Source organism: Streptomyces sp. NPDC001070 (assembly GCF_053598835.1).
The window spans coordinates 16,656-30,409 of record NZ_JBSFLB010000029.1; the positions used below are offsets into that span (position 1 = coordinate 16,656).

At 71.7% G+C, this 13,754-nt stretch carries 11 protein-coding genes; 3 read left to right on the forward strand and 8 right to left on the reverse strand.

Annotated features, from left to right (window positions below):
- Window positions 1–5: 5 nt before the first annotated feature.
- The 8 genes from pstA to ACWDAS_RS30610 all read right to left on the reverse strand — a co-directional run bounded on the left by pstA (window position 6) and on the right by ACWDAS_RS30610 (window position 9,973).
- Window positions 6–1,079, reverse strand: a complete 1,074-nt coding sequence (gene pstA / locus ACWDAS_RS30575) for a phosphate ABC transporter permease PstA (protein WP_450397498.1) — start codon at window positions 1,077–1,079, stop codon at window positions 6–8.
- Window positions 1,076–2,065 carry a phosphate ABC transporter permease subunit PstC gene (gene pstC / locus ACWDAS_RS30580; protein ID WP_450397500.1) on the reverse strand — a complete coding sequence of 330 codons (990 nt, stop codon included), beginning with the start codon at window positions 2,063–2,065 and terminating at the stop codon, window positions 1,076–1,078. The genes pstA and pstC overlap by 4 nt, the downstream gene beginning before the upstream one ends.
- 103 nt (window positions 2,066–2,168) lie before the next feature.
- On the reverse strand, window positions 2,169–3,308 hold the full coding sequence (gene pstS, locus ACWDAS_RS30585) for a phosphate ABC transporter substrate-binding protein PstS (protein ID WP_450397502.1): 1,140 nt from the start codon (window positions 3,306–3,308) through the stop codon (window positions 2,169–2,171).
- Window positions 3,309–3,520: 212 nt separating this feature from the next.
- Complete coding sequence (locus tag ACWDAS_RS30590) at window positions 3,521–3,898, reverse strand: NUDIX hydrolase (protein ID WP_450397503.1); 378 nt, start codon at window positions 3,896–3,898, stop codon at window positions 3,521–3,523.
- A gap of 109 nt (window positions 3,899–4,007) precedes the next feature.
- The gene (locus tag ACWDAS_RS30595; RefSeq protein WP_450397505.1) at window positions 4,008–5,279 is read right to left on the reverse strand and encodes a CHAD domain-containing protein; all 1,272 of its coding nucleotides are present in this window, start codon (window positions 5,277–5,279) and stop codon (window positions 4,008–4,010) included.
- Window positions 5,242–7,548 carry an RNA degradosome polyphosphate kinase gene (locus tag ACWDAS_RS30600; protein WP_450397507.1) on the reverse strand — a complete coding sequence of 769 codons (2,307 nt, stop codon included), beginning with the start codon at window positions 7,546–7,548 and terminating at the stop codon, window positions 5,242–5,244. Before ACWDAS_RS30600 ends, ACWDAS_RS30595 begins: the two co-directional genes overlap by 38 nt.
- A 287-nt stretch (window positions 7,549–7,835) precedes the next feature.
- Window positions 7,836–8,780, reverse strand: coding sequence for a mycothiol synthase (gene mshD / locus ACWDAS_RS30605; protein ID WP_450397509.1), 945 nt, complete (start codon window positions 8,778–8,780; stop codon window positions 7,836–7,838).
- A complete protein-coding gene (locus ACWDAS_RS30610; protein ID WP_450397511.1) occupies window positions 8,777–9,973 on the reverse strand; it encodes an MFS transporter in 1,197 nt (398 codons plus the stop codon). The genes mshD and ACWDAS_RS30610 overlap by 4 nt, the downstream gene beginning before the upstream one ends.
- Before the next feature lie 218 nt (window positions 9,974–10,191).
- On the opposite strand from ACWDAS_RS30610, the gene ACWDAS_RS30615 reads away from it, so the two are divergent.
- The 3 genes from ACWDAS_RS30615 (at window position 10,192) to ACWDAS_RS30625 (ending at window position 13,647) form a co-directional block, all read left to right on the forward strand.
- Window positions 10,192–11,991: a bifunctional metallophosphatase/5'-nucleotidase gene (locus ACWDAS_RS30615; RefSeq protein WP_450397513.1), complete on the forward strand. Its 1,800-nt coding sequence runs from the start codon at window positions 10,192–10,194 to the stop codon at window positions 11,989–11,991.
- 178 nt (window positions 11,992–12,169) lie between these two features.
- A complete protein-coding gene (locus ACWDAS_RS30620) occupies window positions 12,170–12,463 on the forward strand; it encodes a hypothetical protein (RefSeq protein WP_450397515.1) in 294 nt (97 codons plus the stop codon).
- The gene (locus tag ACWDAS_RS30625; RefSeq protein WP_450397660.1) at window positions 12,463–13,647 is read left to right on the forward strand and encodes a glutathionylspermidine synthase family protein; all 1,185 of its coding nucleotides are present in this window, start codon (window positions 12,463–12,465) and stop codon (window positions 13,645–13,647) included. The genes ACWDAS_RS30620 and ACWDAS_RS30625 overlap by 1 nt, the downstream gene beginning before the upstream one ends.
- Window positions 13,648–13,754 lie beyond the last annotated feature (107 nt).

Here is a 13,754-nt window from a genome sequence, read left to right on the forward strand (position 1 = left end):
CCGCGTCAGCGACCGGTCTTCGGGGCCTTCCAGCGCGCGATGCCGCGGGCCAGCAGGTTGAGGATCATGACGAAGGCGATCAGCACGAGGGCCGCCGCCCACGCCCGGTCGTAGCTCGGCTCGTTGCCGTTCTGGTACTGCTGGTAGATGTAGAACGGCAGCGAGGCCTGGGGGCCGTTGAACGGGTCGTTGTTGATCAGGTTGTTGCCGAAGACCAACAGCGCGATGGGGGCGCTCTCGCCCGCGATACGGGCGACCGCGAGCATGACGCCCGTGGTGATGCCGCCGATCGCGGTCGGGATGACCACCTTCACGATGGTGCGCCACTTGGGCACACCGAGCGCCAGCGAGGCCTCGCGCAGCTCGTTCGGGACGAGCTTGAGCATCTCCTCGGTGGAGCGGACGACCACCGGCATCATCAGGATGGCCAGGGCCATGGAGCCGGCGAAGCCCGAGGGGCCGAAGCCCAGCAGCAGGTTCCAGGTCGACAGGATGAACAGACCGGCGACGATCGACGGGATGCCCGTCATGACGTCGACGAAGAAGGTGACGGCCGAGGCGAGCCGGCCCTTGCCGTACTCGACCAGGTAGACGGCGGTGAGCATGCCGATCGGGGCCGCGATGGCGGTGGCGATGCCGACCTGCTCCAGGGTCCCGATGATGGCGTGGTAGACGCCGCCGCCCTCACCGATCGTCAGGACGCCGTTCATGGAGTGCGACAGGAAGTCGCCGTTGAGGATCTTGACGCCCTTGCTGATCGTGGTCGCGATCAGGGAGTACAGCGGGAGCGCGGCGAGGATGAAGGACGCCCAGATCACGCTGGTGGCGACCCGGTCCTTGGCCTGCCGGCGGCCCTCGACCATCGCGGCGAGCACATACGTGCCGACCACGAACAGGAGGACGGCGATCAGGCCCCACTGGACCTTGCTGTCCAGGCCGGCGCCGATGCCGATGCCGATGCCGAGCACGAGCGCGCCGACGGCGATGCCGGCCGGGGCCCACTTGGGGAGCCGGCGCTGGGCCAGGGCCCGCTGCGGCACCGCGGGGGCGGAGCGCTTGTCTGCTATTGCGTGGCTCATGCGTTGGCCCCCGAGTATTCCTTGCGCTTGGCGATGATCGCGCGGGCGGCGCCGTTGACGAGCAGGGTGATGACGAAGAGCACCAGACCGGAGGCGATCAGCGCGTCACGGCCGAACTCGTTGGCCTCGCCGAACTTGGCGACGATGTTCTGGGAGAAGGTCCCGCCGACCGGGTCCAGGATGTGCGCGGACAGGACCGGTGAGGCGGACAGCACGGTGGCGACGGCCATCGTCTCGCCGAGCGCGCGGCCGAGGCCGAGCATCGAGGCGCTGATGATGCCGGAGCGGGCGAAGGGGAGCACCGACATGCGGATGGTCTCCCAGCGGGTCGCACCGAGGGCCAGGGCGGCCTCCTCGTGCATCCGCGGCACCTGGCGGAAGACCTCGCGGCTGACGTTGGTGATGATCGGCAGGATCATGATCGCCAGCAGGATGCCGACGGTGAAGATCGAGCGGGCCGCGCCCTGCGGGTCTTCCTTCTCGAAGACGACGGTCCAGCCGAGGTACTCGTCCAGCCACATGTTCAGGCCGGTCAGGTGCGGGACCAGGAAGAGCGCGCCCCAGAGGCCGTAGATGATGCTGGGCACCGCGGCGAGCAGGTCGACGATGTACGACAGCGGGGAGGCGATGCGGCGCGGCGCGTAGTGCGAGATGAACAGCGCGATGCCGACCGCGATCGGGACCGCGATGACCATCGCGATGATCGAGCTGACGACCGTGCCGTAGGCCAGCACGGCGATGCCGAAGACCGGCGGGTTGGCGCCGGCGTTCCACTCGAAGGTGGTCAGGAAGTTGCCGTGGTCCTTGGAGATCGCGTTGATCGCGCGGATCGTCAGGAAGATCGCGATCGACGCCATGATCACCAGCAGCAGGATGCCGGAACCACGGGAGAGGCCGGCGAAGACCTTGTCGCCGGCGCGCGTGACGGTACCCCCGGAATGCCTGGCGGCCGCTGGCGGGGTGGGGTTCTGTGCGGTTATAGCCATCGGTTTTTTCTCCGGTCTGGTTGGGGGATCACTCCCCCGGCGGCGGTGCACCGGATGTGCGGCAGGCCCCGCGACGCTTTCGTCGCGGGGCCGACCGACTGGGTCAGGACAGGGCGGAGACGGTGGAGCGGACCTTCGTGGCGATCTCGGCCGGGAGCGGCGCGTAGCCGGCGTCGGACAGGATCGACTGGCCCTCCTCGCTCGCGGTGTAGGTCAGGAAGGACTTGACCAGCGGCAGGGTCTCGGCCTTGTTGCCCTTGTCGCAGGCGATCTCGTAGGTCACCAGGACGATCGGGTAGGCGTTGTCGGCCTTGGTGGTGTAGGCGGCGGACATGTCCAGGGACAGGTCGGCACCGGTGCCCACGACCTTCGCCTGCGCGATGCCGGCGGAGGCGTTGTCAGCGGTGGCCTCGACCGGGGCGGAGGCGCCGGTGTCGATCTTGACCGTCTTGATGCTGTTGGCGGTCGCGTAGGAGAGCTCGAAGTAACCGATCGAGCCGTTGACCTGCTTGACCTGAGCCGCGACACCGGAGGACTTGGCGGCCGACTGGCCACCCTTGCCCGCCCACGCCTTGGCGTGCTCGTACGGCCACGCGTCCTTGGCGGCACCGTTGAAGTACTTGGTCAGGTTGTCCGTGGTGCCGGACTCGTCCTGACGGTGGAAGGTCTGGATCTTGGTGCTGGGGAGCTTGGCGTCGGGGTTGAGCTTCTTGATCGCCGCGTCGTCCCACTTGGTGATCTTCGAGTCGAAGATCTTCGCCAGGGTGGGGGCGTCCAGGACCAGGTTGTCCACGCCGGAGACGTTGTAGCCGATGGCGATGGGGCCGCCGACCATCGGGATGCTGATGCCGGTGCCGCCGGTGCAGACCTTCTTGGAGGCCTCGGCCTCCTCGGGCTTCAGCGGCGAGTCGGAGCCGGCGAAGCCGTCCGTGCCGTTGTTGAAGTCGATGATGCCCTCACCGGAGGACGACGCCTTGTAGTTGATCTGGGCGTCGGTGCAGGCCTGCATGTAGTTCTTGACCCAGGCGTCCATGGCGTTCTGCTGCGCCGAGGAGCCGGAAGCGAGGAGCTGGCCGCCCTTGTCCGCGCACTTGATGCTGCTGGACGAGGCGGGCGCCTTGCTGCTGTCGCCGCCCGCGTTCGTGTTGTCGTCCGAACCGCACGCAGTGAGCATGAGGGCACCCGAGACCGCGACCGCGCCGACGGCCAGGGCGCGGAGCCCGCTCTTACGCTGAAGCTTCACCTTTGGTGATTCCTTCCTGAAGCCCGCCGGTGGACGGCGAAGCAGAGGTATGGATTTCTGCATCCACCCGGCGGCTGCTCGCTCACCGGTAAGGCCGAAATTAGGCAGATCAGGTGAAGTGGTCGATGGACGAGAGTGAACGCAAGGTGAACCTCGCATATCAGTGCGGTGCTGGCCACACACCGAGTGGCGTACGTCTCAGCGTGCCACCGTCACATGCCTTGTCCACGGAGGAACGCGTCGAGTACAGAGCGGTCCCGCTCATGGGTGAGCCGGTTGCGCGCGGCGGCCGGCGGCAGCCAGATCATCCGGTCGACCTCGCGGTTGGGAGCGAAGGAGCCCTGCCCCGCCTCGGCGGCCCAGTAGCGGACTATCTTGGGGCGGCCGTCCACGAGATACGTCGAGGAGGGCAGCACCCGCCCCGGCACGCAGTCCAGTCCGGTCTCCTCCTTGACCTCCCGGCGGGCGCCGTCCAGCGCCGTCTCCCCGCGTTTGAGCTTGCCCTTGGGAAGTGACCAGTCGTCGTACTTGGGGCGGTGGATCAGCGCGATCTCCAGGCCGCCGTCGACCGGGGAGCGGCGCCACAGCACCGCTCCCGCGGCGAGGATCGGGGTGTCGGTGGTGCCGGTGGAGGCGATGACGGTGCTCCTTTCCGGGCGGCGGGCCGCCGAGCGCTTGTCGCGGACGGGCCGGACGGGGTCAGCGCGACCACAGATGGGCGAAGGCGTACCGGGCCGCCTCCACCTCCAGGCGCTGGTCGGAGTGGAGCACGCCCAGCGCGTAGGCGGTGGCGGGGGCGATCCGGGGGGTCCGGGCCGCCCCGGTGACGGCGGCCGCCGCCTCCGCGGCCTCGCGGTGCTGCTCCAGGACGCGGGCCGCGGCCGCCAGCCGGGCGGCGGACTCCCCGTCGTCGTACGGGAGGACCTCCTGGGCGTAGCGGCGCAGCCGCAGCAGGACGCGGACCCGGTTCCACGCGGCGTCCTGCCGTTCGGCGGGCAGTTCGCCGGTGAGCGCGGCGTGCAGCGTCTCGCCGTTGTACGGGTGCCTGGCCCGCGACAGCGGCAGCGCGGCCGCGGCCTCGCTGAGCCGGGCGTGGGCCTGCTCCGCCAGCAGCGGCATGACGGTGGCGGCGGGCTTGCGGGCGGCCTGGGTCAGCGGGACCTCGGAGGCCAGTACGGCCACCGCGTCGACCACCGCGTGGAAGCGGGAGGAGCCCATGGCCTGCAGGGCGGCGGAGTGCGCGCGGGTCCGGGCGAGGGTGAGCTGGCGCTCCAGCAGTGCGCCGGCCCGGGCGGCGCCCACGGCGAGCGGGCCGCCGGCGCCGCCACCGCGTTCGGCTGCCTGCGGCGGGGCGGGGGCGCGGCGGGTGCCGGCGGCGCGGGCCGCGGCCGTGAGCGGTTCGGGGGCCACGGCGGGCGCGGGCGGCGCGCCCGCCGCGCCGGTCGTGACGCCGTTCAGGCGGTAGTGGGACGGTTCCGGCGCCGCGGCCGCCGCCGCGGGGTCCGGGGCGGGCACCGGCAGCCACAGCCCGAGGTCGTCGTCGGTGGGTGCCACGGGGACGCCACCGGGGGCGTCCTCCGCGGAGGCCAGCCGCTGCAGTGCGCCGATCAGCCGGCTGAGCCGGGCGGCGTACCGGTGCTCGCGGCCGAGGGTGTCGGTGAGCCAGCCGAGTTCGGCCCGCAGGGGGTCGGCCCAGCCCGGGTCGGTGAGCGACCCGTAGGTGTGCAGGGTGCCGGCGATGCGGCGGGCCGAGCGGCGCATCTGGCGGCCGGCCTCGTCGGTGTCGTCCTGCGGGCGGCCCGGTTCCCCCTCGCGCGGTGCCAGCGCGCGCAGGAAGGCCGTGGCCTCGTCCCGCAGGTACTGACCGAGAACCGCGCCGGCCTCACGGTCGGGGAGCCCGCCGGCGGTCAGGCCGGCGGGCGTCGCTGCCGTGTCAGGGTGTCGCTGGGCCACGCCGGCGCCTCCGCGCATCGATGAGCATCTCCTGGATGTGGGGCAGCGGACGCCCTTCGGCGTCGGTGCTGTGCCGGGTCCAGTTCCCGTCCGGGCCGAGCCACCAGGACGAGGTGGAGTCCGAGGTTCCGGTCTCCAGAAGCCGGTTGAGGGAGGCACGGTGTGCCGGGTCGGAGACCCGGACCAGCGCCTCGATCCGGCGGTCGAGGTTGCGGTGCATCATGTCGGCGCTGCCGAGCCACACCTGCGGGTCACCGCCGTTGGCGAAGATGAAGACGCGGGAGTGCTCCAGGAAGCGGCCGAGCACGCTGCGCACCTTGATGTTCTCCGACAGGCCCGGCACTCCCGGGCGCACCGCGCAGATGCCGCGCACCCAGACGTCGACCGGGACCCCCGCCATGGAGGCCCGGTAGAGGGCGTCGATGATCGCCTCGTCGACCATCGAGTTGGCCTTGATCCGGATGTACGCGGGCCGGCCCTCGCGGTGGTGGGCGATCTCCGCGTGGATCCGGGAGACCAGCCCGTCGCGCAGGCTTCGCGGGGCCACCAGCAGGCGGTTGTACGTCTCGCGGCGCGAGTAGCCGGAGAGCCGGTTGAACAGGTGGGACAGGTCGGCGCCGACCTGCGGGTCGGCGGTGAGCAGACCGAGGTCCTCGTAGAGGCGGGCGGTCTTCGGGTGGTAGTTGCCGGTGCCGACGTGGCTGTAGCGGCGCAGGTTGTCGCCCTCCTGGCGGACGACCAGCGACAGCTTGCAGTGCGTCTTCAGACCGACCAGGCCGTAGACGACGTGGCAGCCGGCCTCCTCCAGCTTGCGGGCCCACTTGATGTTGGCCTGCTCGTCGAAGCGCGCCTTGATCTCGACCAGCACCAGCACCTGCTTGCCGGCTTCGGCGGCGTCGATCAGCGCGTCGACGATCGGCGAGTCGCCGGAGGTGCGGTACAGGGTCTGCTTGATGGCCAGGACGTCCGGGTCCTGCGCGGCCTGCTCCAGGAACCGCTGCACGGAGGTGGAGAATGAGTTGTACGGGTGGTGCAGCAGCACGTCCCGTTCGCGCAGCGCCGCGAAGACGTCGGTGGCGTGAGCGGACTCCACCTCGGCGAGGTCCGGGTGGGTGCCGCCGACGAACTTCGGGTACTTCAGCTCCGGCCGGTCCTGCCCGGCGATCGCGAACAGCCCGGTGAGGTCGAGCGGTCCGGGCAGCGGGTAGACCTCGGCGTCCTCTATGTTCAGCTCCTGGACCAGGGTGTCCAGGGCCTGCGGGGAGATCGACTCCTCGACCTCCAGGCGGACCGGGGGGCCGAAGCGGCGGCGCAGCAGCTCCTTCTCCAGGGCCTGGAGAAGGTTCTCGGTGTCGTCCTCCTCGACTTCCAGGTCCTCGTTCCGGGTCACCCGGAACATGTGGTGGTCCAGCACCTCCATCCCGGGGAACAGCTCCTCCAGGTGCGCGGCGATGACGTCCTCCAGCGGGACGAAGCGCTGCGGGCTGGCCTCGAGGAACCGGGACAGGATCGGCGGGACCTTCACCCGGGCGAAGTGGTCGTGGCCGGAGACCGGGTTCCGCACGGTGACGGCCAGGTTCAGGGAGAGGCCGGAGATGTACGGGAAGGGGTGCGCCGGGTCGACGGCCAGCGGGGTGAGGACCGGGAAGACCTTGTTCCGGAAGAGGGTGAAGAGGCGGGCCTGCTCCTTCTCCGTGAGGTCGTTCCACCGGATGATGTGGATTTCCTCTTCGGCGAGGGCCGGGGCCACGTCGTTCTGGAAGCAGGCGGCGTGCCGGGCCATGAGCTCGCGGGCGCGGCTGAGGATGTTCTCCAGCACCTTGGTGGGCGACAGCCCGGAGGCCGAGCGCTGGGCGACGCCGGTGGTGATGCGGCGCTTCAGTCCGGCGACGCGGACCATGAAGAACTCGTCCAGATTGCTCGCGAAGATCGCGAGGAAGTTCGCCCGTTCGAGGAGGGGAGTGGCCGGGTCCTCGGCGAGTTCCAGCACGCGCTCGTTGAAGGCCAGCCAGCTCTGCTCGCGATCCAGGAAACGGTTCAGCGGGAGCTCGTCGGCCTTGGCCTCGGCCTCGGCGGTGCCGGCCGGGCGGGCCTCGCCCGAGGTGTTCTCCGCGGGCCTTGGCACCGTGGAGAGGCCGTCCAGACGCTTCAGTTCGGGGTGCAGCGGCGGTACGACGTGCGGCCGTCCGTACGCGGGGGACTTCTCGTCCGGGGTGTCGGACTCGGTGGGAGCACCGGATTCGGACCGTTCGGTCCGGGCGTTCGTGGGAAAATTCATCGAGGCCATGGGTGCGAGCCCTCCTCCGGATCCGGCACGTCGTTCACGCGGACGGCGGCGTGCGGAACCCGGCCACCGACCGTGCCTCCATTGTCCCCGGCGCGCCGGGATCCCGGCAGGTCGAGAGGGGGGACGTGGCTCGTGGCGGGCGTCTGCATTCACAGATGCTCGCAAGCGAGTTTGAATCGCCGGTAACGGGCAGGTGGCGGTCAGGAAATCGCCGTACGTACCGGCCGTGTCCGGGTGATCACCGGCACGGGGCGCTCAGGGACCCGGACGGCGGGCCGGTGGGCCCGTCAGGTCTCCGTCCGGTACATCAAGTCGACCTCGTGCGTGGTGAAGCCGAGGCGCTCGTAGACGGCGAGGGCGGGGGCGTTGTCCGCGTCGACGTAGAGCATCGCGGTGGGCAGGCCGCGGTCGTGCGCGAGGTGCCGCAGTCCGATCAGGGTGAGGGCCCGGCCGAGGCCGCCGCCCTGCTGGTCGGGGTGGATGCCGAGCACGTAGACCTCGCCCAGGCGCTCGCGCCCGTGGACCTTGGTCCAGTGGAAGCCGGCCAGCCGGTCGCCGCGGAAGGCGAGGAAGAAGCCGGCCGGGTCGAACCAGGGCTCGGCCTTGCGGTCGTCGAGGTCGCGCTGGGTGAGGCTGCCCTGCTCGGGGTGGTGCGCGAACGCGGCGGCGTTGACCGCCAGCCAGGCGGCGTCGTCCTGCCCGGGGACGAAGGTGCGCACGGTGACGTCCGCGGGGAGCACCGGCTCGCCCAGCGGCGGCCCGCCGGCGCCCTCCTCCAGGGGGCGGCGCAGTTGCCGCAGCTCGCGGAAGAGGGCGAGGCCGAGGAGCCCGGCCAGATGGCGGGCGGCGGGGTGGCCGCCGTGGGCCCAGACGCGCAGCCGCTTGCCGGAGGCGGCGAGCAGGGCGTGGCCGAGCGCACGGCCGTGGCCCTGGGCGCGGTGGCCGGGGTGGATGACCATCTCGGCGGCGGGGGCCTCGACCGGGTCGGTGTCCTCCAGTTGGGCGTACCCGACGAGGACCCCGTCCGACTCGACCAGCAGGTGGCGCACCCCTTCGCGGGCGCCGCCGCGCAGGTTGAGCCGGCCCTGCTCGGACACCGCGGCCTGCCCGTCGACCGCCGCGGCCTCCTCGATCAGGGCCAGGACCGCGTCGGCCCGGCCGGGCGTGAGCTCGTCCAGGGTCTCGATCCGGCGGGGGCCCACCGCGGTCTGCTGCGCTGCTGCGTCGGTCATGGGACCGAGCTTACGACCGCGGGGCTGCGGGAGCCGTCCATCGGTACCAGCGCCGCGGCGCCGCAGGCGACGACCGCCGCGGCGGCGAGGGCGGGCCAGTATCCGGTGGCCGAGATGAGGGCGGCGCTCAGCGGCGGGACGACCGCGGCGGTGAGGTTCTGGCCGGTGTTGTGGACGCCGAGGGCGCGGCCGGACCAGGAGGGGCCGGCCCGCTCGGCGGTGGCGGTGAAGGACAGGCCGTTGGTGCTGGCGGTGATCCCGACGGACAGCACGAGGGCGGCCGCGGTCAGCGGCGAGGGGAAGGCCGCGGTCAGGGCCGCCGCTGCGACCACCGCGGCGGTGGCGAGGGCCAGTTGCCGCATCGGCCGCAGCCGGCTGCCGACCCGGTCCGACCAGCGGCCGGCGGCTATCCGGAAGCACGCCCCCAGCACTTGGGCGACGGCGATCAGCCGGCCGGCGCCGACCGCGGACCAGCCGCGGGTGTCCACCAGCAGGACGAGCGCGAAGGCGCCCGCCGTGAACTGCGGTACGACCAGCAGCGCGCCGGCGCCGTGGATTCGCCAGAGGGCGGCCGAGCCCCGGTAGGGGTTGGCGGCCGGCGGTGCCCCGGGGCCCGGCTCGGGGCGTGCCGGGTCGGCGGCCAGCAGCGCGACCAGGCAGGCGACGACCCCGCACACGACGGCCAGGAAGCCGAAGGCGCCGCGCACGCCGTACGCGGCGGCGAGCGGGGGCATGGTCAGCGCGGCCACGCCCATGCCCAGCGGGGTGGAGGTCTGCCGGATGCCCATGGCCAGCCCGCGCTCCCCGGCGGCGAACCAGCCCATGACGAGACGTCCGCTCGCGGAGTACACCGAGGCCCCCGCCGCACCCGCCAGAGCGAGCAGCGCCCCCAGCGCCGCCATGCCGCCTCCGGCGGCCGCGGCCCCGGACGCGGCGGCCAGCAGTGCGGCGGCGGCGCCGAGCCCGGTGGCGATGACGACGCGTTCGCCGTACCGGTCGGCGGCGGCGCCCCAGGCGACGAGGGCGGCGACGAGGCCGGCGGTGGGGCACGCGATGAGGAGCCCGATCTGCGGCAGCGTCAGGTGCGCCGTACCCCGCAACTCGGCCGCCAGATAGGGGACTCCGTAGACGAAAGCGCAGGCGGCGGTCTGTGCCGCGGTGCCCAGGGCGAGCATCAGCCAGCGGCGGCGCATGGCGTGCACCTCCTCGGTCGGTGGTGGATCCAACTATGCCGCTGGTTTGAATAGCGAGACAGATCGTTCTGGAATGTGAGACGCAATAGCGGATGGACGGTCATGTCCTGATCAGTCGAAACCTGCCCGTAACCGCAAAGCCACTGACAACTACGCGCGTTGACAATAGGCTGCGGCAGTCCTCCCCTCTTATCCATCGCTTACGTCCAAGGGGACCCATGTCAGTGACCCACCCCCGGCGCCGCGCCGCGCGCCGCGTCGCCGCCGCGACCGCAGGTCTGGCCGCGCTCGGCGCGCTCGCGATAGCGAGCCCGACCGCCCAGGCCCACGAGACCCACCACGGGGGTCACGGCCACGGCAGCCGTACCGTCGACCTCCAGCTGCTCGCCATCAACGACTTCCACGGCAACCTGGAGCCCCCGGCCGGTTCCTCCGGCCGCGTCACCGAGCTCCAGGCGGACGGCACCACCAAGACCGTCGACGCCGGCGGCGTCGAGTACCTGGCCTCCAGCCTGCGCACCGCCCGCCAGGGACACGCGCGTTCGCTCACCGTCGCCGCCGGCGACATCGTGGGCGCCAGCCCGCTGCTGTCCGGCCTGTTCCACGACGAGCCCACCGTCGAGGCCATGAACAAGCTGGGCCTGGACGTCACCGGCGTCGGCAACCACGAGTTCGACGAGGGCAAGGACGAGCTGCTCCGCCTCCAGAACGGCGGCTGCCACCCGACCGACGGCTGCTACGAGGAGGGCCGCGAGTTCGAGGGCGCCGACTACCCGATCCTCTCGGCGAACGTCGTCAACGAGAAGACCGGCCGTCCGCTGCTCAAGCCCTACACCATCCAGAACGTCGAGGGCGTGCGCGTCGGCTTCATCGGCGTCACCCTCGAGGGCACCCCGAACATCGTCTCCGCCGAGGGCGTCAAGGGCCTGAAGTTCCTGGACGAGGTCGAGACGATCAACAAGTACGCCAAGGAGCTCAAGCGCAAGGGCGTCAACGCCATCGTCGCGCTCGTCCACGAGGGCGGCTTCCCCGCCTCCTCCGCGTACAACTACAACTGCGACGCGGGCGGTTCCGGCACCGGCCTGTCCGGCCCGATCGTCGACATCGCCAAGAACACCTCGGCGGACGTCGACGCCCTGGTCACCGGCCACACCCACAACGCGTACGTCTGCACCATCCCCGACCCCGAGGGGAACGACCGCCTGGTCACCAGCGCGGCGTCCTTCGGCCGGCTCTTCACCGAGCTCGACATGAAGTACGACCTGCGCACGCAGGACATCGTGCGCGCCTCGGTCCAGGGCTCCAACCACGTCGTGGACCGCACCCAGAACAAGGCCGCGGACATGACCTCGCTGATCAGCCGCTGGCAGACGCTGGCCGCCCCGGTCGCCAACCGGACCGTCGGCTGGATCTCCCAGGACATCAACCGGGCCGGCAACGAGTCGCCGCTCGGCGACGTCATCGCCGACGCGCAGCTCGCCTACGGCAAGACGCTCGACCCCGAGACCGACCTCGCCCTGATGAACCCCGGCGGCATCCGCACCGACCTGGTGTACAAGGCCACCGGCAGCGAGGGCGACGGCGTCGTCACCTACGCCGAGGGCTTCGCGGTCCAGCCGTTCAGCAACACGGTCAACCTCAAGACGCTGACCGGCGCGCAGCTGGTCACCGTGCTCCAGCAGCAGGTCAGCGGCAGCAACGCGGCCGCGCCGAAGATCCTGCAGATCTCCAGTGGCCTGACCTACACCCTGGACCTCACCAAGTCCGGTGCCGACCGCGTCGTGACCGACTCGATCCGCCTCAACGGCGCCCCGATCGACCCGGCGGGCAGCTACCGCGTCGCGATGAACTCCTTCCTCGCGGGCGGCGGCGACGGCTTCGGCGAGCTGGCCAAGGGCACCAACGAGCTCGTCGGCGGCGACGACCTGGCCGCCCTCAACGCCTACCTGACCGCCAACTCCTCGGCCTCCGCGCCGCTGGCGGCCCCGGCGGCGAACCGCATCACGGTCGTGCAGTAGTAACAGCACCAGCACCAGCACCAGCACCGGCAGCGGGCGGGTCCCGCGACCGCGCTCCGCGCCGGGGGCGGCCGTCCACACGGACGGCCGCCCCCGTCCCCTGTGCGCGCCCGCCCGCGGGGTCCGGGCTCCGGACCCCACTGATGAGGGGGCCGGCGACGCTCCCTAACCTGGGCGCATGACGACTACGGAGCGACGGCGGTTCAGGTCCGGCACGGTGATCCTCGGCGGCATGGGAGTGCTCGCCGCGGCCCTGACCGCGTGCGGCTCCGAACCGGACGAGCGCTGCGTGGACCCGGACACCTACAAGCAGCTCCCGGCGAAGGAGTGCGACGACGGCGGCCACGGCCGGTACTACTACGGCGGCGGCGTGCGCAACGGGAAGGCCAAGGGCGGCGGCTTCGACAAGTCGTCGGTGAAGACCGGGGGCTTCGGCGGCCACGGCTCGGGCCACGGATCCGGCGGCGGATGATGCTGCGGCACACCGTCGAACCCCGCCCCGACTGGCAGCGGATCGTGGAGGAACAGGGCGTCGTCTATCCGCTGACCCGCCACCCCGACGGCTCGCTGCGGCCGTACTGGGACGAGAGCGGGTACTACGAGTTCTCCCTCCCCGAGGTCGAGGCCCTGGAGGAGACCGTCGGGGAACTGCACGCGATGTGCCTGGCCGCCGCGGAGCACATCGTCGCCGAGGACCGCTTCGCCGAGCTGGGCATCCACGACCCGCGCCTGGTGGCGCGGATCACCGAGTCCTGGCGGCGGCGCACCGAACTTCCCTCCCTGTACGGCCGCTTCGACCTGCGGTACGACGGGCGGGGCCCGGCGAAGCTGCTGGAGTACAACGCCGACACCCCCACCTCGCTGGTGGAGGCGGCCAGCGCCCAGTGGTTCTGGATGGAGGACCGTTTCCCCGGCGCCGACCAGTGGAACTCCCTCCACGACCGCCTCGTCGAGGCGTGGAAGCGTCAGGCGCCGCTGCTGCCGCCCGGCCCGGTGCACTTCGCCCACTCCGAGACCGACGAGCTCGGCGAGGACCTGATGACGGTGGCCTATCTGCGGGAGACCGCCGAGCAGGCCGGCCTGATGACGCACGCCCTGTCGGTCGAGGAGATCGGCTGGGACGAGTTGTCCGGCCGCTTCGTCGACGACCGGCTGCGCTTCATCCGCAGCTGCTTCAAGCTCTACCCGTGGGAATGGCTGGCCGGCGACCCCTTCGGCGGCCACGTCCTGGACACCCTCGACAACGGCGGCGGCACGGGCACCACCTGCTGGATCGAGCCCGCCTGGAAGATGCTGCTGTCCAACAAGGCGCTCCTGGCCGTCCTGTGGGAGCTGTACCCGGGCCACCCCAACCTCCTGGCCGCCCACCTCGACGGCCCCCGCGACCTCGCCCGGACCACCGGCTGGGTCGCCAAGCCGCTGCTCGGCCGCGAGGGCGCCGGCGTCAGCGTCCACCGCGCGGGCGAGGCCGTGCGACTGCGGACCGACGAGCCCTGCTGCTACCAGGAACTGGCCCCGCTGCCCGCGTTCGACGGCAACCACGTGGTGCTCGGCGCCTGGATCGTGGCGGACGAGGCGGCCGGACTCGGCATCCGGGAGTCGGCCGGTCTGGTCACGGATACGTACGCGCGTTTCCTGCCGCACGTCATCCGCTGAGCCCGCGCGTCGTCCGCCGAGCCCGACGGGGATCCGGCGGTTCGGCGCGTCCACCGGACATTCCGCCCCGAGTCGGGTGATGCTGTCCCCGTGACCGGTGTGATGCC